Below are 23402 nucleotides of genomic sequence, written 5' to 3' on the forward strand. Positions count from 1 at the left end.
AACTATTTATCCAGAACCTGTGGCAGATCAATTTATTTCATCGCTGGTGAAATTGCGTTTCAGTTACACTTGCCAATGCCAATATTTATCCGTTCACTGTGAGCATATTTTTCGGGGATTACGCGCGTGGTCGTCAAACGCCCTGTCTCGGCCAGCCTGGCCCGGGCCTTTTTTTACATTGTGCTGCTGTCGATTCTCTCAACCGGTATCGCCCTGCTGACGCTGGCGAGCAGTTTGCGGGATGCCGAGGCCATTAACGTGGCCGGTTCACTGCGTATGCAGAGCTACCGACTGGGTTACGATCTGCAAAGCGGCAGTCCGCAATTGAACGCGCACCGTCAGCTTTTTCAGCAAGCGCTCAACTCTCCCGCGTTAAGTAACCTGAACGCCTGGTACGTCCCACAGACGGTTAAAAGCCGTTACGGGCAACTGCATGCGAACTGGCTGGAGATGAACACGAGGCTGGTAGATGCGGATATAAAATGGTATCGCGCCAATATCAATAACTATGTCGATCAGATCGATCTCTTCGTTCTGGCGCTGCAACACTATGCCGAGCGCAAGGTGATGCTGGTGGTCGGCATATCGCTGGCGGGCGGCATCGGGATCTTCACGCTGGTCTTTTTCACCCTGCGGCGTATTCGCCAGCAGGTAGTCCAGCCGCTTAACCAACTGGTCGCCGCCAGCCAGCACATTGAACATGGTCAGTTCGACATCCCGCCGCTGAATACCCACTTGCCGAATGAGCTGGGGCTGCTGGCCAAAACATTTAGCCAGATGTCGAGCGAGTTGCATAAGCTGTACCGCTCTCTCGAAGCTTCGGTAGAAGAAAAAACCCACGATCTGCACGAAGCCAACCGCCGTCTGGAAGTGCTGTACCAGTGCTCACAGGCGCTCAATACCAGCCAAATCGACGTTCACTGTTTCCGCCATATTCTACAGATCGTCCGCGAACATGACGCCGCGTACTATCTGGAATTAACCGTGGGCGATAACTGGCGGATCAGCGAAGGAACGGAAAGCGCTGATTTGCCCATGCAGATTCTGCCGGTCACGATGCAGGAAACGGTCTACGGCGAACTGCACTGGCAAAGCCCCAACGTCAGCGCCTCCACCCCGCTGCTGCACAGCGTATCGACCATGCTGGGGCGCGGTTTGTACTTTAATCAGGCGCAAAAACATTTCCAGCAACTGCTGCTGATGGAAGAGCGCGCGACTATCGCCCGCGAGCTGCATGACTCACTGGCGCAGGTGCTCTCCTATTTGCGCATTCAGTTGACGCTGCTGAAGCGCTCAATTCCAGAAGATAACCTCCCTGCGCAAAGCATCATGGCGGATTTCTCCCGGGCGCTGAACGACGCTTATCGTCAGTTGCGCGAGCTGCTGACCACCTTCCGCCTGACCTTACAGCAGGCCGACTTACCTTCTGCGCTGCATGAAATGCTGGATACCCTGCAAAGCCAGACCTCTGCGAAACTGACGCTGGATTGCCGTTTACCGACGCTGGCGCTGGATGCGCAAATGCAGGTGCACCTGTTACAAATCGTTCGCGAGGCGGTGCTGAATGCGATTAAACACGCCAGCGCCACGGAGATCGCCGTTAGCTGCGTCACCGCCCCCGATGGCAACCATACGGTCTATATTCGGGATAACGGCGTCGGCATTGGCGAACCGAACGAACCAACGGGGCACTACGGTCTGAACATTATGCGCGAGCGTGCGGAAAGACTTAGCGGCACGCTGAATTTCTCGCAACCGTCAGGGGGCGGGACGCTGGTCAGCATCAGTTTTCGCTCATCGGAAGATGAAGAGGGTCAATTAGCGTAAAGAACGGCAAAGCACCGCACGGCGGGAATACAGACAGGGCGGCACTGGCACAAAATGTATGCTGTAAACGTGCATGATAATTTACATTATCTTCTTTTTTTCTCCACGTTTGACACGTACCTTGCCGCTACAGTGAAGCAGGTCATACCCAATAATTATACGCAGAAACACGAGGTCCTCCTTTAATGGCGAATTTCTTTATCGATCGCCCCATTTTTGCCTGGGTGCTGGCAATCCTGTTGTGTCTGACGGGCACCCTGGCCATTCTCTCTTTGCCCGTAGAGCAATATCCCGACCTGGCGCCGCCAAACGTCCGCATTACCGCGAATTATCCGGGGGCATCCGCGCAGACGCTGGAAAATACCGTCACTCAGGTTATCGAACAGAATATGACCGGCCTCGATAATCTGATGTATATGTCGTCGCAAAGCAGCGGGACGGGCCAGGCAACGGTGACGCTCAGTTTTGTGGCCGGAACCGACCCCGATGAAGCCGTCCAGCAGGTACAAAACCAGCTGCAATCGGCAATGCGTAAATTGCCGCAGGCGGTACAGAACCAGGGCGTCACGGTCCGTAAAACCGGGGACACCAACATCCTGACCATTGCGTTTGTCTCCACCGACGGCTCAATGGATAAACAGGACATCGCCGACTATGTCGCCAGTAATATCCAGGACCCGCTCAGCCGCGTAAACGGCGTGGGGGATATCGACGCCTACGGTTCGCAATATTCGATGCGTATCTGGCTGGACCCGGCCAAACTCAACAGCTACCAGATGACCGCAAAAGATGTCACGGATGCTATCGAATCACAGAACGCGCAAATTGCCGTCGGGCAGCTTGGCGGCACGCCTTCGGTCGACAGGCAGGCGCTCAATGCGACAATCAACGCCCAGTCGCTGCTGCAAACGCCCGAGCAGTTTCGTGATATCACGCTGCGCGTCAACCAGGATGGTTCAGAGGTCAAGCTGGGCGATGTGGCGACCGTCGAAATGGGCGCTGAAAAATATGATTATCTCAGCCGCTTCAACGGTAATCCGGCCTCCGGTCTGGGGGTAAAACTGGCCTCTGGCGCCAACGAAATGGAAACCGCCAAACTGGTGCTTAACCGCCTGGACGAGCTGGCCGAATACTTCCCGCACGGTCTGGAGTATAAGGTGGCGTATGAAACCACCTCCTTCGTCAAAGCCTCGATTATCGATGTGGTGAAAACCCTGCTGGAAGCCATCGCGCTGGTGTTCCTGGTGATGTACCTGTTCCTGCAAAACTTCCGCGCCACGCTGATCCCCACTATCGCCGTACCGGTGGTATTGATGGGGACGTTCTCCGTCCTGTATGCCTTCGACTACAGCATTAACACGCTGACGATGTTCGCGATGGTGCTGGCGATCGGCCTGCTGGTCGATGACGCCATCGTGGTGGTGGAAAACGTCGAGCGCATCATGAGCGAGGAAGGTCTTTCGCCGCGCGAAGCCACCAGAAAATCGATGGGGCAGATACAAGGGGCGCTGGTCGGTATCGCGATGGTGCTGTCAGCCGTATTTGTGCCGATGGCTTTCTTTGGCGGTACGACCGGGGCTATCTATCGCCAGTTCTCCATCACGATTGTCGCCGCGATGGTGCTCTCCGTGCTGGTGGCGATGATCCTGACGCCCGCCCTGTGCGCCACGCTGCTAAAACCCCTGCACAAAGGCGAGCATCACGGACAGAAAGGCTTCTTCGGCTGGTTTAACCGGACGTTCAACCGCAACGCTGAACGCTACGAGAAAGGCGTTGCGAAGATCCTGCATCGCAGCCTGCGCTGGATACTGATCTACGTTCTGTTGCTCGGCGCGATGGTGGTGCTGTTCCTGCGTTTGCCGACCTCCTTCTTGCCGCAGGAAGATCGCGGGATGTTTATTACCTCGGTACAGTTGCCAAGCGGCTCCACGCAGCAGCAGACCTTAAAAGTGGTGCAGGAAGTTGAAAAATATTACTTCACCCAGGAGAAAGACAACGTCATGTCCGTCTTCTCGACGGTGGGATCGGGGCCTGGCGGGAACGGTCAAAACGTGGCGCGCATGTTTGTCCGCTTAAAAGACTGGGACGAACGCAACGCCACAACCGGCACCTCGTTTGCCATTATTGAACGCGCCACGAAAGCCTTTAACAAGATTAAAGAAGCGCGCGTTTACGCCAGCAGTCCACCGGCAATCAGCGGTCTGGGCAGTTCCGCAGGGTTTGATATGGAACTTCAGGACCACGCGGGCGCCGGTCACGATGCCTTAATGGCCGCGCGCGATCGGTTGATTGAGCTGGCGGCGCAGGACAGTTCGCTGACCCGCGTGCGTCACAATGGTCTGGACGACAGTCCACAGTTGCAAATTGATATCGACCAGCGCAAAGCCCAGGCGCTGGGCGTCTCTATCGACGACATCAACGACACGCTGCAAACCGCATGGGGCTCCAGTTACGTCAATGACTTTATGGACCGGGGCCGCGTGAAGAAGGTCTATGTACAGGCGGCGGCGAAATACCGCATGCTGCCGGACGATATCAATCTCTGGTATGTGCGTAATAAAGACGGCGGCATGGTGCCTTTCTCCGCCTTTGCGACGTCACGCTGGGAAACGGGCTCTCCGCGTCTGGAGCGCTATAACGGCTACTCGGCGGTCGAAATTGTCGGCGAAGCGGCGCCTGGCATCAGTACCGGTACGGCAATGGATGTAATGGAGTCGCTGGTTCGCCAGTTGCCAACGGGGTTTGGGCTTGAATGGACGGCGATGTCTTATCAGGAACGCCTCTCTGGCGCGCAGGCGCCTGCGCTGTACGCCATTTCGCTGCTGGTCGTTTTCCTGTGTCTGGCCGCGCTGTATGAAAGCTGGTCGGTGCCGTTCTCGGTTATGCTGGTGGTGCCGCTGGGCGTCATTGGCGCGCTGCTCGCCACCTGGATGCGCGGACTGGAAAATGACGTTTACTTCCAGGTCGGGTTGCTAACGGTGATCGGCCTTTCCGCGAAAAACGCGATCCTGATTGTCGAATTCGCCAATGAGATGAACGAGAAAGGCCACGATCTGCTGGATGCCACGCTGCATGCCTGCCGCCAGCGTTTACGCCCAATTCTGATGACCTCTCTGGCCTTTATTTTCGGGGTGCTGCCGATGGCGATTAGCAACGGGGCGGGTTCCGGGAGCCAGCATGCCGTCGGGACAGGCGTCATGGGCGGGATGATCTCAGCCACCATTCTGGCGATTTACTTCGTACCGCTGTTCTTTGTGCTGGTACGTCGCCGCTTCCCGCTGAAACCGAAGCCGGAATAAGGCACAAAAAAGGCGACTTACTTTGAGTCGCCTTTTTCTTATCCTTTTCAGGATCAGGATATCTTCCAGAAATTTATTTGCGAAGCATAACTTCGATAAAATCTTTCCAGTTCCCCAGTTCACGTTCAATCATAACAACCTCTCTTATTATTATGGCTATTCTACGAAAACATTATCCTCAAGAGAAGATAATTTAACCGATTGCAGTGATTACATCCTCCGGTGAATGGGGTTCATGGCATTACTATGACCCTGTAACCATAAATTTTATGTGACTTACTGCAATATTTTGAAACATTAATCCACTTCTGAAAACCGCGCTCATTTCAGTTAAGAAACAGCCTATTGCAGCTCACTGGATTTATACTTCCCGATGAGATGCTTATTAAGCAACATTTCAGAATTATTATTCACAAGAGTTCAACAATGTTATATTTACCGTTTATTATGTCATGATAAATAACCGGTATATGGCAGTTCCGCACTGACGGATACCACGATAATATTGCTTAATTATTCGTAATTCGCGTAAAAGGATTCAACATGATCACCGTCTACGGCATCAAAAATTGTGACACGATTAAAAAGGCGCGACGCTGGCTGGAGGCTCACGGTATTGACTACCGCTTTCACGATTACCGCGCAGACGGAATCGATGCCGCGTTATTGAATACGTTTATTGCGGAGTCAGGCTGGCAGCCCTTGCTGAATACGCGCGGAACGACATGGCGTAAACTTGATGAAGCCACGCGTAACGGCATCACGGATGCGGCGTCCGCCGCAGCATTAATGACTGAAATGCCAGCAATTATCAAACGCCCATTGCTCTGCGCGACCGGGAAGCCTATGCTGCTGGGTTTTAGCGAATCCAGTTATCAGCAGTTTTTTGATGAGGTGTAGTCTATGTCGTGCCCGGTTATTGAGCTGACACAGCAGCTTATTCGCCGCCCTTCCCTGAGTCCAGATGACGCAGGATGCCAGGCGTTAATGATTGAACGCCTGCGTGCAATCGGTTTTACCGTTGAGCATATGGATTTTGGCGATACACAGAATTTTTGGGCATGGCGCGGACAAGGCGAAACGCTGGCCTTTGCCGGGCATACCGATGTCGTACCAGCGGGTGATGTCGATCGCTGGATCAACCCGCCTTTTGAACCGACAATCCGCGACGGAATGCTGTTTGGCCGTGGTGCGGCGGACATGAAAGGCTCTCTGGCGGCGATGGTCGTTGCGGCTGAACGTTTCGTCGCCCAGCATCCAGATCATCAGGGGCGTCTGGCGTTCCTTATCACCTCGGATGAAGAAGCCAGCGCGAAAAACGGCACCGTGAAGGTGGTCGAAACGCTGATGGCGCGTAACGAACGTCTGGATTATTGCCTGGTCGGCGAACCGTCCAGCACTGAAATCGTCGGTGATGTGGTCAAGAATGGCCGTCGCGGGTCGCTGACCTGTAACCTGACGATCCACGGTGTGCAGGGGCACGTCGCTTATCCCCATCTGGCGGATAACCCGGTGCATCGCGCAGCGCCGATGTTGAATGAACTGGTGGCGATCGAGTGGGATCAGGGAAATGAATTTTTCCCGGCGACCAGTATGCAGATTGCCAACATTCAGGCTGGCACCGGCAGCAATAACGTCATTCCGGGCGAGCTGTTTATTCAGTTCAATTTCCGCTTCAGCACCGAACTGACCGATGAGACTCTCAAAGAGCGCGTTCACGCGCTGCTGGATAAACATCAATTACGCTACACGGTGGACTGGTGGCTTTCCGGCCAGCCGTTCCTGACGGCGCGCGGCAAGCTGGTGGATGCGGTGGTGAACGCCATTGAGCACTATAATGAGATAAAACCGCAGTTACTCACTACGGGTGGAACGTCCGACGGGCGCTTTATTGCGCGTATGGGGGCGCAGGTAGTCGAACTCGGGCCGGTCAACGCCACCATTCATAAAATTAATGAATGTGTTAATGCAGCCGATCTGCAACTGCTTGCCCGCATGTATCAACGTATTATGGAACAACTCGTCGCCTGACGCGTGTTCCTGTAAGAGGAAATAAGCATGGACTGGCTGGCAAAATATTGGTGGATTCTGGTGCTGGTGTTTTTGGTGGGCGTACTGATCAATGTGATCAAAGACCTCAAGCGGGTCGATCACAAAAAATTCCTCGCCAATAAACCGGAGCTGCCCCCGCATCGTGATTTTAACGATAAGTGGGACGATGACGACGACTGGCCGAAGAAAGATCAGCCAAAGAAATAGTCAGATAAACCTGTAGGCCTGATAAGCGTGTCGCCATCAGGCAACATACCGTCTGAATGCCGGATGGCGGCTTCGCCCTATCCGGCCTACGGTTCAGTTCCGGCTTATATCATTTCGATAATATCATCATCATTCGGCTTACCGCCGCTCAACGCTTCATCAAAGTAGTGTTTCGGCACGGTATAGCGCAAATGGTCGAGCGCAAACTGCATACTGCGATCGTCAATCGCATGGCCTAAATCCTCGACGATATCCAGCGTCACATCGCCTCCGGCACGGACTAACGCTTCCTGTGCGGCAACCGCATGAGATAACTCAATCACCCGGTCTTCACCGCCGTGAATCAAATGTACCGTTGTGGCGGTCGTGGCGGTTTCCGGCAAGCTGGCGTAGCGTCCGTTGAAAGCAATCACGCGCGATGCCAGACCCGGCTCGGCCTTGATGCTCTCAAGAGACATAATCGCCCCCTGCGAAAACCCAATCAGCGCGGTAGCCTCCGGCCCAACGCCGCTCTGTTTCTGCCAGTAGCGAACCGTCTCGATAAACACCGGCATAATCGCATCAACCCGCGCCTGGCGGTTCTCTTCCGTCACATCCTGAACCGAAAACCACTGACTCCCAGGCGCCGGGCCACAAGGTTCCGCGCCGCCAATGCTGACCACCAGCGCCTCTGGAAATAACGGTGCGAACCAGGAGCCAATTTCTCCCATTGAGACTGGGTTATCGCCCACGCCATGAAACAGCAACAGCAGTTGTTTCGCGGGTTTATCGGGGCTTTGAACAACAAAATGGTCATGTTTCATGGCGATCTCCTTAACTGATAGAACAGATTCTACGCCGCTTAATCACAATGACCATGCCAGGAAATTGAAGGAGTTAGTGAAAAAATTGCCATTGCAAAACGCGTTCGCGTAACCGCTGCGCCCGTTCGTCATCCAGCGCGGTAAGCGCATGGGCGACTTCCCGGCGCTGGGCGACAAGCAGCGCTTTACGCCCAGGCAAACCCAGCCGGATACACAGATTCGCGTCGCTGCACTTCTCCTCCAGGCGTCCACGCAGCGCGGGGAGCGCCAGCTCGCAGCGCTCAAGCAGTCGACTCAGACTGCCTAACGACGTGAGCAACGGTCGATGGGCAAACGCAAAGCCCGCCAGTTCATCCCAGTCATCATCATTAAGCGTAGACGCTTTCAGCGGGATAACCGGGATCGCTTCGCCGTTCCAGCGAGCCAGTATCTCCGCATCCCGGCGCAAACGCTGGTGCTCGCGGTGCGCCAGCCGCGCGCCAGCCGCGCTGATGGGCAGCAAAGCCATCGCCGTATAACAGCCGCTGCTCGCCTCCTTGTGGTTCCCCATCCGCACCAGCACAAAACCGCAACGCTGCCAGAATCGCCAGAGTTCGGCGGTATAACCAAAACTGACGGAGAGATAGTCGCATCGGCTGGCGCCGCCGTATGCCTCAGCGATTAGCTGCTGCCCAATCCCTTCCCGCTGGCGGGCCGGGTGGACGGCAATACGGCTCACCCGACGCCCGGTCAGCGTCGCCGCCAGCGGATCGCCGCCATGAGCGGCCAACGACTGCGCGACAAGATTTCCGCGCGGGCGACGATAGCCCGCCCACACGGCCTGGCTCGTCGCGGCCGATAGTCCGCCCTCTTCCACCAGCCAGGCGGCCCCCGCCACTCGTTCAGCCGTAAAAGCGCCGAGAAAATGCTGCCCCGGCGCATCCATCATACGGCGCAGATCGAGCGGAGAGGTGCGGTAGTGCGCGCCGGAAAGCAGCTGATACACCGCCAGCGGCTGCGCCGGCCCGGTATGCCAGAGCGCCTGCGTAAAAGCGGAGAACCGAATCGCCCCCTGCGGCGCATAGGCAAACGTCTCGTCGTCGAATATCAGCGCTTCGCCGACCCATTGTTCCAGCGGGCACCCCTGCGCCCAGCGAACAGGCTGTCGCAGTTCAAAACGCCGGAGATGAGGAAAACGGGCGCAGAACTTCAGCAGAAAACCGCGTCCCGTCCCTTCATAACCCTGAACGGTGGTGGTCAACAATATGCGTGAAAAACGTGACGCCAGGCGATGCAGCAGCGGCGCGGGGATTGCCGCCGCTTCATCGACAATCAGCCAGTCGGCCGTTTCCGTGCCCGCCAACAGCGCATCAGGAGCGAGAAAGCGAAATTTCTCACCGGCAAACTGCGCCAGCACGTCCGTCGCCGCTCTCGATGGCGCAGTTACAATAGCCGTCCCGCTCATCCGCGAAATTAACTGCCCGGCCAGCGCCGATTTACCCCGCCCTCGCGCCGCCGTAACGGCGGCCACGCCGGGCGGCATCCGCAGCAGATGCCGCAAAATCGCGGCCTGCTCAGGCTGTGGTTCACCCGTAGCGGGTCGCCAGTGGGGACGGGCAGGAAAGCGCGGCCATGAAAACGGTTGAGACTGCTGCCAGTGCAGCGCCTGCTCGTCACGGGACATCACGCGTTTGAGGTGCTGGATAAAATGTGGCGTTGCAACAGGCTGCGGGCAGTCGCTCCAGCGCAGCGAATCCGCATCGGGACGGGATTCCCATGCAGAATACGGCGGCGTCAGCAGCACCAGCCAGCTTCCGGCTCGCAGCGTGCCGCTCAGCGCCGCGAATGCCGAGGCATCAAACCCCAACTGCGCATCAAAAACCGCGTGGCGGAACTCGCGTCCCAGTAGCGTTTGTAACGCCTGCGGCGTACAGTGCGGCGCGGCGGGCGCATCGGTTGCCACCCACAGCCAGTCGCCAGCCAATGCTTCTCGCAGCGCCAGCGCCCGTTCACGACACCAGGACGCATCGCCGCTGAGCACCAGCAGCCGACGAATCCCTTCCTGCGCCATTTGTGCGGTTAGCGCCCGCAATGCGTCATTGTCAGACATCCCTGCCCCGGTATGTTAAAAACCTTTGCCGAAGGTATTACATTGTGCCGGATCGCCGCTATCAAAACCGCGTTTAAACCAGGTATAGCGCTGCTCGGAAGTGCCGTGAGTGAAGCTGTCCGGCACCACGCGTCCCTGACTTTGTTGTTGCAGACGATCGTCGCCAATCGCCTGCGCCGCATTCAACGCTTCTTCCAGATCGCCGGATTCCAGCACGCCCTGTTGCTGCATGTTGTGCCCCCAGACGCCCGCGAAGCAATCCGCCTGTAGCTCCATACGTACGGAGAGTCGGTTCACTTCCGCTTGCGATGCGGTCTGTTGCAGCTGACGGACCTTCGGTTCGATGCCCAACAGTTTTTGCACATGGTGCCCCACTTCGTGGGCGATAACGTAACCCTGGGCAAAATCGCCATCCGCGCCCAGTTTGTTTTTCATGTCATCGTAGAAGGAAAGATCGATGTAGACCGTGCCATCCGCCGGGCAATAGAACGGCCCCATCACGGACTGGCCCGCACCGCATCCTGTGCGCGTCGCGCCACGGTACATCACCAGCTTAGGCTGCTGATATGTGCGCCCCATTTTCTCAAACTGCTGGCTCCAGGTATCTTCTGTGGTCGCCAGAATGACGGAGGTAAACTTCGCGGCCTCGTCGTCATTTGGACTGATCGAACGCGTCGTTTCCTGCTGAGAAATCGGCTGCCCGGTCATTAAACCGGTAAGATCCACCCCGTAATAGCCCGCCACCAGCACGACAATCAGCAGAATAATTCCGCCTTTGCCGCTGGGCAAACGAAAACCCGGCCCGCCCATTGACGGGCCGCCGGAGCTATTGCGTCTGTCTTCTACATTGTCACTTTCACGACGCCCTTGCCAGCGCATAATCACCTCAACATACTATTCATTATGATGATGATCGTAGGCGGTTCAGCGCAAGATTACCATTAGAATAATGGTGGTAGAGAAAAACCGGAGAGCGTTGACTCTCCGGTTGATGCTGACGGGGGAAGAATTAATCTAACTGCACGCCCAGGCGACGTGCGACGGTTTCATAGGCTTCGATCAGGCCGCCCAGACTCTGGCGGAAACGGTCTTTGTCCATTTTATCCAGCGTCTCTTTGTCCCACAGGCGGCTGCCGTCCGGGGAAAATTCATCGCCCAGCACTACTTCGCCTTTGTACAGACCAAACTCCAGTTTGAAATCGACCAGGATCAGACCGGCATCGTCAAACAGCTTTTTCAGCACGTCGTTGGCTTTGTAGGTCAGCTCTTTCATGCGCGCCAGATTCTCTTTGCTCACCCAGCCGAAGGTTTCGCAGTAAGAATCGTTGACCATCGGATCGTGCATCGCATCGTTTTTCAGGAACAGGTCGAACAGCGGCGGGTTCAGTTCGATGCCTTCTTCAATGCCCAGACGCTTGACCAGAGAACCAGCCGCACGGTTACGCACCACGCACTCGACCGGCACCATATCCAGCTTTTTCACCAGACACTCGGTATCGGACAGCAGCTGCTCCATCTGGGTCGGGATGCCCGCTTCTGCCAGTTTGGTCATGATGAAATGGTTAAACTTGTTGTTCACCATCCCTTTGCGATCAAACTGTTCAATGCGCGCGCCATCCCCTGCTGACGTATCATTGCGGAATTCGAGCACCAACAGGTCCGGGTTTTCCGTGCTGTATACGGTCTTCGCTTTACCACGATACAACTCAGCTTGCTTTTGCATCTTTATTACTCCTGGTGTGAATTAACGATAAAAATTCATTTTCTGCCACACTTTGCCGGATGGCGGCGTTGCCTTATCCGACCTACAGCCTGGGGGCGAAATTACGGTAAAAATTGCGTTTTTCTGCTGACGCACACGTTTGCGTATCATATCAGAAAAAAGGGCTGGATTGCTCCAGCCCCTCAATTTTTACTTGCTGAACGCTGCCTGGAAGACGGCAACCAGCGCGTCGTTCTGGCTCTGCGTCAGGGTATGCCCCTTCGGATCGATAAACTGTAGGCTACTGCGGTTGTCTAAATCGCCCACCTGCAATTTATAGTCGCCAGACGACAGACCCGGATCGGTTGCGCCCAGATCCTGCCAGCCGCTGTCAGACAGCGGTTTGTAGGTCACTGCCAGGCTGCCCTGAGAACGCGTGCTGTCGGTCACTTTCATGCCCACTTTTTCAAGCGCGGCTGGCAGACGCTGCCACACCACGTTGAACGGCCCACGGACGACCAGCATTGGCAAACCGGTGTCATCTGCGGCGCTCTGCACATCCATCGTGGCGGCAGAACGGTTTTGCGCGGCGTTCGCAGCGTCGGTGGCGGTTTTATCCAGACCCGCCGAGATTACGTTCATCATCTCAGCGCTATAACGCTGTAGCGAAGCGGCATCTGCGGCAGGCTTGCCAGCCTGTTCCAGATTCACCAGTTTCACCGTTACAGCCTGCTGATAACCCTGCGGTTTCACCGAGATTTGATAACGTCCACGGTACTGCTGGTCTTCATCCAGACGGTTCCATTCAACCCAATCGGTCGTCAGGGTCTGGCTGGCGTCATCACGTTTTTCAATCGTGTAGTTTTTGGACTGAATCACGCTGACAACCTGCGGCCACAGGTTGGTATTGCGACCATTTTCCACCAGCAAGGTTGCGGTATCGCCCGTAAACTGGGTACGCGCGCCGGTCACCAGCGCTAACGGCTGAGCAGGCGGACGAATGTCCAGCGCTTTGCCGACAGCGCCGCTGCCGTTGGTCACCGGAATGTTATAGTCGCCCGTCGTTACCGGCAGAATCATCCCTGCTGGCGCATGAAGTTCAGCAAGCGGCGCGGCTTCCAGATAGGATTCATCACCGCTCACCTGGCGCTTGTAGCGCGAGTCAGAGCTACAGGCCGCGAGCAGCATAATGAGCGAAACACCCGCAACCCTGGCCAGGCGCGACTTTTGTACTGAGTAAGCCATCAAATCTCCCTAAACTTTACAGCAAACCGGCATGCTTGAGCGCCGCTTTGACAATCTCACGACCCGTATCGGTGATCGGCGTCATCGGCAAGCGCAGCGTATCGGTCGCCACAAGTCCCAACTCCTTACATGCCCATTTCACCGGGATCGGATTGGGTTCGACAAATAGTTTGTTATGTAACGGCATCAGACGCTGATTAATCACCCGCGCGTCGGCAAAACGACCTTCCGCCGCCAGTTTGCACATTTCCGCCATATCACGCGCCGCAACGTTCGCGGTAACGGAAATCACGCCATGACCGCCGAGCTGTATGAAGTCCAACCCGGTCGCATCATCACCGCTGAGCAGAATAAAATCGTCTGAAACCAGCTCTTTGATCTGGTGAACCCGACTTAAGTTCCCTGTCGCCTCTTTGATTGCGACAATATTTTTTACTTTCGCCAGACGGCCGACGGTTTCCGGCAGCATATCGCAGCCTGTACGGGACGGCACATTATACAGAATTTGCGGCAGGTCAGTATGTTCAGCGATGGCTTTGAAATGCTGGAACAGACCTTCCTGAGTCGGGCGGTTGTAGTAAGGCGTCACTGTCAGGCAACCGACAACGCCGCTGTCGTTGAAACGCTGCGTCAGGCTAATGGCCTCCGCCGTCGCGTTCGCGCCCGTTCCGGCGATAACCGGAATACGCCCGTCCGCCAGCTCCAGCGTCATCATGACCACATCGCCATGCTCGTCATGGCTCAGCGTGGCGGATTCGCCGGTGGTGCCAACAGAAACAATCGCCGAGGTACCGCTGGCGACATGATAATCAATCAGTTTTTTCAGGCTTGACCGGCAGACATTACCTTTTTCATCCATCGGTGTAACAAGCGCGACAATACTTCCCGTGAACATGGGCCATCCTCTGTGCAAACAAGTTTCTCAATGGTACGTTTGGTACGACAATAAAAGCAAGAGACCATAGCCCTTCTGATTATTGTATGCAGGTTTTTTTTATGCTTTCCTTATGATTACCTCACCTCTCAAAGGAAGAACCGGTTTGACATCGTCATCACAACATTACCTGGTTATCACTGCGCTGGGTGCCGATCGCCCGGGAATTGTGAATACTATCACCCGCCATGTCAGCAGTTGCGGCTGCAATATCGAAGACAGCCGACTGGCCATGCTGGGCGATGAATTCACGTTTATCATGCTGCTGTCTGGTTCCTGGAACGCCATCACCCTGATTGAATCAACCTTGCCGTTGAAAGGCGCAGAGCTGGATTTATTGATTGTGATGAAGCGCACCACCGCTCGCCCCCGTCCGGCCATGCCCGCAACGGTATGGGTACAAGTCGAGGTGGAAGATTCTCCGCATTTAATTGAACGTTTTACCGCGCTTTTCGACAGCCATCAGATGAACATCGCTGAGCTGGTCTCCCGCACGCAACCTGCTGAAAATGAAAAGGCTGCACAGCTGTTTGTTCAAATCACCGCGCACAGTCCGGCATCCCATGATGCCGTAAATATTGAGCATGCCTTTAAAGCACTATGTACAGAACTCAATGCGCAAGGCAGTATTAACGTTGTTAATTACTCACAACATGATGAACAGGATGGAGTTAAGTAATGAATCCACTGAAAGCCGGTGACATCGCACCGAAATTTAGCTTGCCGGATCAAGACGGAGAACAAGTAAATTTGACCGACTTCCAGGGACAGCGCGTACTGGTGTATTTCTACCCTAAAGCCATGACGCCCGGCTGTACCGTACAGGCCTGTGGTTTACGCGATAACATGGACGATCTGAAAAAAGCAGGCGTAGACGTGTTGGGGATCAGCACCGATAAACCTGAAAAACTGTCTCGTTTCGCCGAAAAAGAGCTGCTTAACTTTACGCTCCTGTCCGATGAGGATCATCAGGTCTGCGAGCAATTCGGCGTCTGGGGGGAAAAATCCTTTATGGGGAAAACCTACGACGGCATCCATCGCATCAGCTTCCTGATCGACGCTGACGGCAAGATCGAACACGTATTTGACGACTTTAAAACCAGTAACCACCACGATGTAGTGCTGAACTGGCTGAAAGAAAACGCCTGATTTGCGTTTTGCCGGATAAAGCCTGATAAGACGCTAACGCGTCTTATCAGGCCTGATTCGCACAACCCCGTAGGCCGGATAAGGCGTTTACGCCGCCATCCGGCATACGTGTCGTTTATTCAAACGTTCCTTTCACGCACGCTTTACCGTCTTTCACCACCGCTTTGCCTTTCGCCCACAGATAGCTGACTTCCAGCGCCTGATTCAGCACCAGAATGTCGGCGTCACAGCCTGCCGCCAGACGTCCTTTATGCTCAAAGCCGAGAAATTCCGCAACGGTGCGGGTAAGCGGACGCAGCGCCTGCTCCAGCGGCAGTTTATGCTGCGTAACTAACTGACGCAGCGTGCCGATCAGCGACTCAAAACCCGCCACGCCAATGCCCGTCAAATTCCCATGCTCATCAAATTCCGGCTGGCTGCCGTTGCCATCAGAACTCAGGGTAATGCGCGACAGCGGAACCTCATGGCGCAAGGCTGTCACGATGGCCGTCGCCGGATCGATCGGTTCATCAATGCTGCTGGTAATATCGATGTAGCCGCCATCAAGCGCGTACTCCAGCGCCGCCTGGAACAGCGGTTCGGCACGGTTAACATGCGTCGGCAGCAGTTTCGTGATAGGGACATCGGCGTTGGCGAGAATATCGTACAGCGGTTCCAGCATGTGTGGGCTGTCGCCCATATGAAAGACGCTGATTCCCGGCTTCTGGCCCAATAATCCCCCCACGCGGGACTGCGCCGCCATTGTCGCCAGCGCGGCGGAATTCGGCGCAGAAGAACGATGATCGGAGACGGCGCATTTCACGCCAATCACTTTATCAATCAACGCCACATCGCGATCGACGCTCCCGGTGATGGTTGGCGAAGGCAGAGAATACGCCCCCGTTAACATCCATGCGCTGATTCCTTCATATTCCAGCGCACGCGTTTTCGCCAGCAGAGATTCAGGATGACGGGTGATGCCGTCCGTTCCCAGCAGCCCGACAACGGAGGTAATACCAGCTTCAAGCAACCGTGACAGCCGCACCTCTGGCGTACGGGTATGCGGCCCGGCTTCGCCGCCACCGCCGATGAGATGAACATGCTGATCGATAAATCCCGGGCAGACGATATCACCGTGGAGATCGACCTGCTGGCAACCGGGGAAGTCTTCCGCAGCGATAGTCGGCGCAATAGCGACAATTTTGCCGTTGGCAACCAGAATGTCCTGCTGGCCCAGATCGTCCGGGGCATATACGTGTCCGCGCTGAAAAAGCGTCAGATTAAGAATGGAACAGTCCATGATAGTCCTTTTTAAACAATAGCCTGCATTACCCAAATAGAGACCAGGGCATTAATCACGCACACCGCAATAATATGCGGGTAATAACGCGGATGAACGCCCGCCGTTCCCAGGCAGCGCCCTACATTCTGAACCGGGTTGCCCATCAGGTAAATGGCGGGTAACAGCACAGTGGCATCGTGACCGGACAGCGCGCCAGTAACCACCAGACTGGCGCAGACGCCCACGCCGCCGCCCATACTCATCACCGCAGCCAGCAGAACGGTCGCCGATTCTCCCGGCAAACCCCATAGCGCCATTACCGGTTCACACACTCGCCCGACGATATCCAGCAACCCCGTCACCTTCAGCGCCTGAATAATGACAAAGGCCATGACGACGTTGGGCAACAGGCTGGTGGTGGCGATGGTAAAACCGCGCCGCGCGCCGTCGATAAACAGATCCATGACGTTTTTACGTACCTGTGCGCTCATTTCAGGCCTCCTGTTTCATACGACGATGTTCAAGCTGCGCGATCCACACCCGCAACAGGTTCGCACCGATAAATTTGAAGACTAAAATGACCGCCAGCGGCGTAATAACCGGTACGGTTATCGTGGCAAATAGCGCGGCGCCTGATGAGAAGTAGTTCGTCAGAATCGCGCTGCCGCTTGTCTGCCAGCAGGCGAAAATTGCCCGTTCCTGTTCGGTAATCACCCCCTCTTCCGCCAGCTCTTTGGTCATCCCGGCGGCGGCATCCGTATTTTGTAAATTGGCGATAAGCGCCAGAGAGCAAATGCCGGGGATGCCCAGAATCGGCCTGAGTATCGGCGTCATCAACTGCTGTGCGGCGCGCAGTCCGCCCAGCCCTTCCGTCACGGAAATAATGCCGAGCGATAAAATAACCGATGGCGCCAGCTCCAGTGCGAATAAAAAGCCGTCTCTCGCCCCGGTACCGCCAGTGCCGCGAAATGAAACCGCCGTGTCGCCTGCCGCGTTAACCAGGCCAAACGCGCCATTGAGCACGGTAAAATCAAACACTCGCCACCATTCCGTACTTTTCGCGAACATGCCTGAAAAAAGGATAATGGTAATAAAAAAGGCGAGATAACCGCCCCACCCCACTTTTTGCTGCGTGTGCATCTGATGACCCATTTTTTTCTCCGGTTGGTCTTGTCCTTGTGAGATTAAAAAACCATCTATACCGGTAAGTTGAAAGCAAAAAAGGAGGGCGGGACAGCACATTCGGAAAACGTTCAGGAAAGGAGAAAGCGGATAAAACGTGGAACGCCCGATGACGTTGCGCCACCGGGCAGAGTGATAATCGTGCTTAACCGTCGCTGACCTGTCCGTCCGGCCAGGCATGTACCACGGCTTTAATTAACGTCGCCAGCGGGATGGCGAAGAACACGCCCCAGAAGCCCCACAGGCCGCCGAAAATCACCACCGACAGAATAATCACCAGCGGGTGCAGGTTGACGGCTTCTGAAAACAGTACCGGCACCAGCAGGTTTCCATCCAGCGCCTGAATGATCAGATACACGGCGAAGCAGCTCCAGAACTCCGTTCCGAGGCCAAACTGGAATAACGCCACGCCAATCACCGGAATGGTCACCACGAACGCGCCGATGTAGGGGATTAATACCGAGAATCCAACCAGAACCGCCAGCAGCAGCGAGTAATTGAGACCAAAGAGCAGGAAGCCAAGCCAGGTCGCTACGCCAACCACCACCATCTCCAGCACTTTGCCGCGAATATAGTTGGTGATCTGCTGGTTCATCTCCATCCAGACCTGCCCGGCCAGCCCGCGATTGCGCGGCAGCACCCGGCGCACGGCATTCAGCATCTGCTCTTTATCTTTGATCAGGAAGAAGACCATCAGCGGCACCAGCACCAGATACACCGCCAGCGTCAGCAACCCGACCAGAGAGGCCAGGGAGTATTTCACGACCGAATCGCCTAACGTCAGCATCCGGGTGCGCATGTTTTCCGCCATCGCATCAATGATCCCGGCATCCATCAGCGCCGGGTAACGACGGGGTAGCGTGGCGGCATAATCAGAGAGCTTATTGAGCATGCCCGGCATATCGCGAATCAAATAGATCCCCTGCTGCCAGGCCACCGGCATCACGACAAACGCCATCAGCAGTAAAATGCCGACAAACACAATCAGTACGATTGAGGTGGCCCAACGCCGGGAGCAGCCAATCGCCTCCAGACGAACCGTAGGCCACTCCAGCAGGTAAGCGAGGACAATAGCCACCAGCAACGGCGCCAGAAGCCCACTGAAAAAGAAAAGGATGCCAAAACCGGCAACCAGGATAACCAGCAAGGCGATCGCCTCCGGGTCGCTAAAACGACGGCGATACCACTGCATCAACATCTCAAGCATAGAAACCGTTCCCTGAACCTCAATAGCGGGATTGCGATCCCGAATTGTATCTAAATGTCACAAAAAAGACTTCGCTTTTTGTTGCTGATTCAGGAAACTGAAAAGTCATTTGAGCGGGGTATTCACCACCGGGTTTCGCAGTTACACTCCCTGTGCTGGCGTGGCGGAACGATACGTCGCGGCATCGGTCAAATGGCTATATTAAAGAAAACAGGACAGAGGTCTATGTTCAGGCTGTTGAAGAAAAACCTGGTTGCTACCCTCATCGCTGCGCTGACTATCGGTCAGGTAGCCCCCGCGTTTGCAGATTCCGCAGACACGCTACCGGATATGGGGACCTCAGCAGGAAGCACGCTTTCTATCGGTCAGGAAATGCAAATGGGCGACTATTACGTTCGCCAGTTGCGCGGCAGCGCGCCGTTGATCAACGATCCGCTGTTGAGTCAGTACATCAACGCGCTGGGGATGCGTTTAGTCTCTCATGCGGACTCCGTGAAAACCCCGTTCCATTTCTTTTTGATTAACAACGACGAAATTAACGCCTTCGCCTTTTTCGGCGGCAACGTTGTGCTGCATTCCGCGCTCTTTCGCTATTCCGACAACGAAAGTCAGTTAGCCTCGGTGATGGCGCACGAAATCTCCCACGTAACCCAACGCCATCTGGCGCGCGCGATGGAAGATCAAAAGCGCAGCGCTCCGCTGACCTGGGTCGGCGCCTTAGGCTCTATTCTTCTGGCGATGGCCAGCCCACAGGCCGGTATGGCGGCGCTGACCGGTACGCTGGCGGGAACGCGTCAGGGGATGATCAGCTTCACTCAACAAAACGAACAGGAAGCAGACCGAATCGGTATTCAGGTGCTGCAACGTTCAGGGTTCGATCCGCAAGCGATGCCGACGTTCCTGGAAAAACTGCTCGACCAGGCGCGCTACTCCACGCGTCCTCCCGAAATTTTGCTGACGCACCCCTTGCCGGAAAGCCGTCTGGCGGATGCCCGCAACCGTGCAAACCAGATGCGCCCGGTGGTAGTGGAATCGTCTGAAGATTTTTATCTGGCGAAGGCGCGTACGCTGGGGATGTACAATTCTGGCCGTAATCAGCTTACCAGCGACCTGCTCGACGCATGGGAAAAAGGAAACGTGCGCCAACAGCGTGCGGCGCAATATGGCCGGGCGCTACAGGCGATGGAAGCCAGCAAGTACGACGAAGCTCGCAAAGCGCTGCAACCGTTGCTGACGGCTGAACCGAATAACGCGTGGTATCTCGACCTGGCGACCGATATCGATCTGGGGCAGAAGAAAACCAGCGAAGCGATTAACCGTCTGAAAAATGCCCGCGATCTGCGCGCAAACCCGGTATTGCAGCTAAACCTGGCGAATGCTTATTTACAGGGCGGGCAAGCCCGAGAAGCCACGACCATCCTCAATCGCTACACTTTCAACAATAAAGACGACGGCAACGGCTGGGATCTCCTGGCGCAGGCTGAAGCGGCGCTCAATAACCGCGATCAGGAGCTGGCGGCGCGCGCCGAAGGCTATGCGCTGGCCGGGCGACTGGATCAGGCGATCTCTATGCTCAGCAGCGCAAGTTCTCAGGTCAAGCTGGGCAGCCAGCAACAGGCGCGTTACGATGCCCGTATCGACCAGCTGCGCCAGTTGCAGGAACGCTTTAAGCCATACACCAAAATGTAGTATTCGTTCTGTTGCCGGGTGGCGACGCTATCGCGTTTTATCCGGCCTACAGTTCGCGCGAAAGGAGAAATCATGTCTGATGCAGTAAAAATCTACCACAACCCGCGTTGTTCAAAGAGTCGCGACACGCTGAGCCTGCTGAAATCCAACGGCGTTGAACCGGAAGTGGTGCTTTACCTGGAAACACCTGCCGACGCGGCGACGCTGCGTGAACTGCTGCGTATGTTAGGGATGTCCAGCGCACGCGAACTGATGCGCCAGAAAGAAGATCTCTACAAGTCACTCAATCTGGCCGACAGCCATCTGAGCGAAGAGGCGCTGATTCAGGCGATGGTGGAAAACCCGAAACTGATGGAGCGACCGATTGTCGTCGCCAACGGTCAGGCGCGTATTGGCCGCCCGCCGGAGCAGGTGTTGGAAATCGTGAGCTAATCCATGCGCCGCAGCGCTTCCAGAAAGTCCTGCGGCGTACAATCCCCCAGTTTTTTCTGTGTCTTACCACGGTTGTAGCATTCACATAAGCGGATAAGCAACTCGCTGGCAGATTCACTATTTAGCCGGGGAACAATCTCATTTAGCGGTACCGTCACCGGCACCCAACCGGGCATCGTACCGGTTATTTGGCATGACATGCCGCGCGTCGCCAGGTGCGTTTTTAGCTGCGGGCATATGCGATCAGAAATATTTGTCTCAATAGATTGTATATCAGCCGGGCAGGTTTCCAGCAATTCATCCAGCCAGACCACGACCCGCTGCGGTGAAATACCCGCATACAGTCGGGCAAAGCACCAGCCGCTCATCGGCTCGCGCGCCCAGAACAAATGATGTTCGCCACCGTCGTCCATATGCAACGAGAGTGGAAGGTGATACAGCGCCAGATGATTCGGCAGCATCCCGGATTTTAACGCTTTTTTCCCTTGTAACGACGCCCGCTGTCGCTGAGGTGTCGCCGGTTTAAGATAACGATTCAACGTCGCGCGCGACACAACAATGCCCAGCACCTCGTTCACCAACAATAAGAGGTCATCCAGCGGCGCACCTGTTGCGTCGCGCAAGGCGTTCACCAAAACAACCTGCTCTTGTCTCATCGCTTTGTATATCGTCTTCGGCGTAGTTTGCCCATCACTAACCCGATCACGATGTCGCCATCGCCTTACTGTCGTAACAGAAATCCCAAGCTCGGCGGCAAGCTCTCTATCGCTTTTTTCAGACTGCTGAAGATAGCGACGAATACGCGGTGTGGTAGTGGCATTGGCGTGCAATTTTATTTCCATCGCAAGAATCCCTGTCGATTTTTAGATAATTAATCTTATGAGATTTATATGCTAATCGCGATCACATTGTGAGCTATTTCACCTTTCGTTCACACGCCTTCGCAGATAATCCTCATGCATAGCACACACAACGTGAGTTAATCTTGTACGGAGTTCACAATGAACAATGTTCTGGGATTTCTTGAAGCAAAACTGATGCCTCTGGCGGCGAAAACCGCTCAGCAGCGGCATCTCGGCGCGATTCGTGGCGCATACGTTTCGTTTATGCCGTTTATTATCGTCGGCTCTATTCTGCTGGTGATCTCTTCGTTTCCGAATCAAAACTATCAGCAGTTTATGTCTCAGGCTTTTGGTGAGAGCTGGAGTGCGATTATTGAGATCCCGTTTAACGCGGTGTTCTCAACGATGTCGCTGTTTATCAGTTTCCTGGTCGCATTTCGTCTGGCGGAACACTACGGCGAAGATCGCATCTCCTGCGGCATTCTGGCGCTGGTCTGTTTTCTGATCCTTACACCGTTTATCAAAGTGGCGGAAAACGGCGGTATTACCGTGATCCCCGTAGAGTGGATTGGCACAAAAGGATTGTTCGTCGCGATGATCGGTTCGCTGCTGTGGACTGAACTTTTCTGCTGGCTAAAGCGTAAAAATCTGGTGATCAAAATGCCAGAAGGTGTGCCACCGGCGGTGCAAGAATCTTTTGCCGCGCTGATCCCCGCTTTACTGGTCATGATACTGGTACTGAGCATTCGCATCTTGTTTGAAAACACCCATTACCAGACCATCCATCAGTTTATTTACGAAGTGGTCGCCACACCGGTTCGTCATTACGGCACCTCTTACTTTGGCGCGCTGATGACAGTGTTCAGCATCACTATTTTGTGGTCGGTCGGTATTAACTCCGGCTCAATGGTTAACGGCATCATCCGCCCGCTATGGATGGAAAACCAGACCGACAACATTGCGGCTATTCAGGCTGGCACCACACCCCCACACATCATTACGGAACAGTTTTTTGACATGATTTGGATGGGCGGCGCGGGCGCAACGTTGTCTCTGGTGTTAGCCATGCTTTTCTTTGCGCGCAGTAAAAACATGCGGGAAGTGGCGCGGCTCGGTGCCGGAGCGTCTGTGTTCAACATCAACGAACCGATTCTGTTCGGTCTGCCGGTGATAATGAATCCGATAATGCTGATCCCCTTCAACTTGGTGCCGCTGGTGCTGGTCACCGTACAGTATACCGCGATGAAGCTCGGCGCGGTCGCCGTCACCACGGGCGTCTTTATTCCGTGGACGCTGCCGCCAGTCATTAGCGGTTTTATCGTTACCGGACATATTAGCGGCAGCGTCATGCAGCTCATTAACCTGCTGATTGGCGCAATGCTGTATCTGCCCTTTATGCGGATCGTCGATAAACAGTACCGCGCGGCGGAACTGGCTGCCGTAACACAGCCCGATGCACCACTTGCAAAACAGGAGTAAACC

General features: G+C 55.2%; 22 protein-coding genes. 10 read left to right on the forward strand and 12 right to left on the reverse strand.

The features are described from left to right. Positions 1 to 126 precede the first annotated feature (126 nt). Positions 127 to 1827 carry a nitrate/nitrite two-component system sensor histidine kinase NarQ gene (gene narQ, locus OGW17_RS20730; RefSeq protein WP_071258044.1) on the forward strand — a complete coding sequence of 567 codons (1701 nt, stop codon included), beginning with the start codon at positions 127 to 129 and terminating at the stop codon, positions 1825 to 1827. Between the two features lie 185 nt (positions 1828 to 2012). Then, positions 2013 to 5126, forward strand: a complete 3114-nt coding sequence (gene acrD / locus OGW17_RS20735) for a multidrug efflux RND transporter permease AcrD (protein WP_049009703.1) — start codon at positions 2013 to 2015, stop codon at positions 5124 to 5126. 73 nt (positions 5127 to 5199) lie between these two features. Here acrD and ypfM read toward each other — a convergent pair whose 3' ends face one another. After that, positions 5200 to 5259 (reverse strand): protein YpfM, encoded by a 60-nt coding sequence (gene ypfM, locus OGW17_RS20740; RefSeq protein ID WP_001386977.1) that lies wholly within the window; start codon positions 5257 to 5259, stop codon positions 5200 to 5202. 410 nt (positions 5260 to 5669) lie between these two features. On the opposite strand from ypfM, the gene OGW17_RS20745 reads away from it, so the two are divergent. From OGW17_RS20745 to OGW17_RS20755, 3 genes are read left to right on the forward strand one after another with little or no spacing between them, the layout of a single operon-like run. Beyond that, entirely contained in the window at positions 5670 to 6026 is a 357-nt protein-coding gene (locus tag OGW17_RS20745; RefSeq protein ID WP_012131310.1) for an ArsC family reductase, read from the forward strand. A gap of 3 nt (positions 6027 to 6029) precedes the next feature. After that, the gene (gene dapE, locus OGW17_RS20750) at positions 6030 to 7157 is read left to right on the forward strand and encodes a succinyl-diaminopimelate desuccinylase (protein ID WP_012131309.1); all 1128 of its coding nucleotides are present in this window, start codon (positions 6030 to 6032) and stop codon (positions 7155 to 7157) included. A gap of 27 nt (positions 7158 to 7184) precedes the next feature. After that, positions 7185 to 7385 (forward strand): YpfN family protein, encoded by a 201-nt coding sequence (locus OGW17_RS20755; RefSeq protein WP_012131308.1) that lies wholly within the window; start codon positions 7185 to 7187, stop codon positions 7383 to 7385. Between the two features lie 104 nt (positions 7386 to 7489). Here OGW17_RS20755 and ypfH read toward each other — a convergent pair whose 3' ends face one another. From ypfH to dapA, 6 genes are all read right to left on the reverse strand, one after another. Continuing rightward, positions 7490 to 8188 (reverse strand): esterase, encoded by a 699-nt coding sequence (ypfH, locus tag OGW17_RS20760; protein ID WP_071258045.1) that lies wholly within the window; start codon positions 8186 to 8188, stop codon positions 7490 to 7492. 73 nt (positions 8189 to 8261) lie between these two features. Then, positions 8262 to 10277 carry a tRNA(Met) cytidine acetyltransferase TmcA gene (locus OGW17_RS20765; RefSeq protein WP_071258047.1) on the reverse strand — a complete coding sequence of 672 codons (2016 nt, stop codon included), beginning with the start codon at positions 10275 to 10277 and terminating at the stop codon, positions 8262 to 8264. 15 nt (positions 10278 to 10292) lie between these two features. Then, positions 10293 to 11156: a KPN_02809 family neutral zinc metallopeptidase gene (ypfJ, locus tag OGW17_RS20770; RefSeq protein ID WP_071258049.1), complete on the reverse strand. Its 864-nt coding sequence runs from the start codon at positions 11154 to 11156 to the stop codon at positions 10293 to 10295. Between the two features lie 130 nt (positions 11157 to 11286). Beyond that, positions 11287 to 12000 carry a phosphoribosylaminoimidazolesuccinocarboxamide synthase gene (purC, locus tag OGW17_RS20775; RefSeq protein WP_012131304.1) on the reverse strand — a complete coding sequence of 238 codons (714 nt, stop codon included), beginning with the start codon at positions 11998 to 12000 and terminating at the stop codon, positions 11287 to 11289. A 189-nt stretch (positions 12001 to 12189) separates the two neighbouring features. After that, positions 12190 to 13224: an outer membrane protein assembly factor BamC gene (gene bamC / locus OGW17_RS20780; RefSeq protein ID WP_012131303.1), complete on the reverse strand. Its 1035-nt coding sequence runs from the start codon at positions 13222 to 13224 to the stop codon at positions 12190 to 12192. A gap of 16 nt (positions 13225 to 13240) precedes the next feature. Beyond that, positions 13241 to 14119: a 4-hydroxy-tetrahydrodipicolinate synthase gene (dapA, locus tag OGW17_RS20785; protein WP_012131302.1), complete on the reverse strand. Its 879-nt coding sequence runs from the start codon at positions 14117 to 14119 to the stop codon at positions 13241 to 13243. Between the two features lie 145 nt (positions 14120 to 14264). Between dapA and OGW17_RS20790 the strand changes: the two genes are divergently transcribed. Together OGW17_RS20790 and bcp are read left to right on the forward strand one after the other, a co-directional pair. Then, positions 14265 to 14837: a glycine cleavage system transcriptional repressor gene (locus tag OGW17_RS20790; protein WP_024130128.1), complete on the forward strand. Its 573-nt coding sequence runs from the start codon at positions 14265 to 14267 to the stop codon at positions 14835 to 14837. Next, entirely contained in the window at positions 14837 to 15307 is a 471-nt protein-coding gene (gene bcp, locus OGW17_RS20795; RefSeq protein ID WP_012131300.1) for a thioredoxin-dependent thiol peroxidase, read from the forward strand. The genes OGW17_RS20790 and bcp overlap by 1 nt, the downstream gene beginning before the upstream one ends. 115 nt (positions 15308 to 15422) lie before the next feature. Here bcp and iadA read toward each other — a convergent pair whose 3' ends face one another. From iadA to OGW17_RS20815, 4 genes are all read right to left on the reverse strand, one after another. Continuing rightward, positions 15423 to 16586: a beta-aspartyl-peptidase gene (gene iadA, locus OGW17_RS20800; RefSeq protein WP_071258051.1), complete on the reverse strand. Its 1164-nt coding sequence runs from the start codon at positions 16584 to 16586 to the stop codon at positions 15423 to 15425. Between the two features lie 11 nt (positions 16587 to 16597). Then, complete coding sequence (locus OGW17_RS20805; RefSeq protein ID WP_047462074.1) at positions 16598 to 17059, reverse strand: YjiG family protein; 462 nt, start codon at positions 17057 to 17059, stop codon at positions 16598 to 16600. Between the two features lies 1 nt (position 17060). Then, positions 17061 to 17720, reverse strand: coding sequence for a nucleoside recognition domain-containing protein (locus tag OGW17_RS20810; protein WP_024130126.1), 660 nt, complete (start codon positions 17718 to 17720; stop codon positions 17061 to 17063). Between the two features lie 175 nt (positions 17721 to 17895). Beyond that, a complete protein-coding gene (locus tag OGW17_RS20815) occupies positions 17896 to 18957 on the reverse strand; it encodes an AI-2E family transporter (RefSeq protein WP_012131296.1) in 1062 nt (353 codons plus the stop codon). Positions 18958 to 19182: 225 nt separating this feature from the next. Between OGW17_RS20815 and bepA the strand changes: the two genes are divergently transcribed. Next, entirely contained in the window at positions 19183 to 20646 is a 1464-nt protein-coding gene (gene bepA / locus OGW17_RS20820; protein WP_024130125.1) for a beta-barrel assembly-enhancing protease, read from the forward strand. A gap of 72 nt (positions 20647 to 20718) precedes the next feature. Further along, on the forward strand, positions 20719 to 21078 hold the full coding sequence (gene arsC / locus OGW17_RS20825) for an arsenate reductase (glutaredoxin) (protein WP_012131294.1): 360 nt from the start codon (positions 20719 to 20721) through the stop codon (positions 21076 to 21078). On the opposite strand, the gene OGW17_RS20830 is transcribed toward arsC, so the two are convergent. Further along, complete coding sequence (locus tag OGW17_RS20830; protein WP_071258052.1) at positions 21075 to 21920, reverse strand: helix-turn-helix domain-containing protein; 846 nt, start codon at positions 21918 to 21920, stop codon at positions 21075 to 21077. The two genes, arsC and OGW17_RS20830, sit on opposite strands and share 4 nt — an antisense overlap. Before the next feature lie 159 nt (positions 21921 to 22079). On the opposite strand from OGW17_RS20830, the gene celB reads away from it, so the two are divergent. Next, positions 22080 to 23399 (forward strand): PTS cellobiose transporter subunit IIC, encoded by a 1320-nt coding sequence (gene celB, locus OGW17_RS20835; RefSeq protein WP_047462068.1) that lies wholly within the window; start codon positions 22080 to 22082, stop codon positions 23397 to 23399. The last annotated feature ends 3 nt before the right edge of the window (positions 23400 to 23402 follow it).

This window comes from Citrobacter sp. CK181, from assembly GCF_030333595.1.
GTDB lineage: Bacteria > Pseudomonadota > Gammaproteobacteria > Enterobacterales > Enterobacteriaceae > Citrobacter_B > Citrobacter_B koseri.

What these genes read in the sequence shown, in the direction of transcription:
- acrD (WP_049009703.1), top strand. Translation starts at nt 2,013, where the DNA reads ATGGCGAATTTCTTTATCGATCGCCCCATTTTTGCCTGGGTGCTGGCA.
- OGW17_RS20745 (WP_012131310.1), top strand. Translation starts at nt 5,670, where the DNA reads ATGATCACCGTCTACGGCATCAAAAATTGTGACACGATTAAAAAGGCG.
- dapE (WP_012131309.1), top strand. Translation starts at nt 6,030, where the DNA reads ATGTCGTGCCCGGTTATTGAGCTGACACAGCAGCTTATTCGCCGCCCT.
- OGW17_RS20755 (WP_012131308.1), top strand. Translation starts at nt 7,185, where the DNA reads ATGGACTGGCTGGCAAAATATTGGTGGATTCTGGTGCTGGTGTTTTTG.
- ypfH (WP_071258045.1), bottom strand. Translation starts at nt 8,188, where the DNA reads ATGAAACATGACCATTTTGTTGTTCAAAGCCCCGATAAACCCGCGAAA.
- OGW17_RS20765 (WP_071258047.1), bottom strand. Translation starts at nt 10,277, where the DNA reads ATGTCTGACAATGACGCATTGCGGGCGCTAACCGCACAAATGGCGCAG.
- ypfJ (WP_071258049.1), bottom strand. Translation starts at nt 11,156, where the DNA reads ATGCGCTGGCAAGGGCGTCGTGAAAGTGACAATGTAGAAGACAGACGC.
- purC (WP_012131304.1), bottom strand. Translation starts at nt 12,000, where the DNA reads ATGCAAAAGCAAGCTGAGTTGTATCGTGGTAAAGCGAAGACCGTATAC.
- bamC (WP_012131303.1), bottom strand. Translation starts at nt 13,224, where the DNA reads ATGGCTTACTCAGTACAAAAGTCGCGCCTGGCCAGGGTTGCGGGTGTT.
- dapA (WP_012131302.1), bottom strand. Translation starts at nt 14,119, where the DNA reads ATGTTCACGGGAAGTATTGTCGCGCTTGTTACACCGATGGATGAAAAA.
- bcp (WP_012131300.1), top strand. Translation starts at nt 14,837, where the DNA reads ATGAATCCACTGAAAGCCGGTGACATCGCACCGAAATTTAGCTTGCCG.
- iadA (WP_071258051.1), bottom strand. Translation starts at nt 16,586, where the DNA reads ATGGACTGTTCCATTCTTAATCTGACGCTTTTTCAGCGCGGACACGTA.
- OGW17_RS20805 (WP_047462074.1), bottom strand. Translation starts at nt 17,059, where the DNA reads ATGAGCGCACAGGTACGTAAAAACGTCATGGATCTGTTTATCGACGGC.
- OGW17_RS20810 (WP_024130126.1), bottom strand. Translation starts at nt 17,720, where the DNA reads ATGGGTCATCAGATGCACACGCAGCAAAAAGTGGGGTGGGGCGGTTAT.
- OGW17_RS20815 (WP_012131296.1), bottom strand. Translation starts at nt 18,957, where the DNA reads ATGCTTGAGATGTTGATGCAGTGGTATCGCCGTCGTTTTAGCGACCCG.
- bepA (WP_024130125.1), top strand. Translation starts at nt 19,183, where the DNA reads ATGTTCAGGCTGTTGAAGAAAAACCTGGTTGCTACCCTCATCGCTGCG.
- arsC (WP_012131294.1), top strand. Translation starts at nt 20,719, where the DNA reads ATGTCTGATGCAGTAAAAATCTACCACAACCCGCGTTGTTCAAAGAGT.
- OGW17_RS20830 (WP_071258052.1), bottom strand. Translation starts at nt 21,920, where the DNA reads ATGGAAATAAAATTGCACGCCAATGCCACTACCACACCGCGTATTCGT.
- celB (WP_047462068.1), top strand. Translation starts at nt 22,080, where the DNA reads ATGAACAATGTTCTGGGATTTCTTGAAGCAAAACTGATGCCTCTGGCG.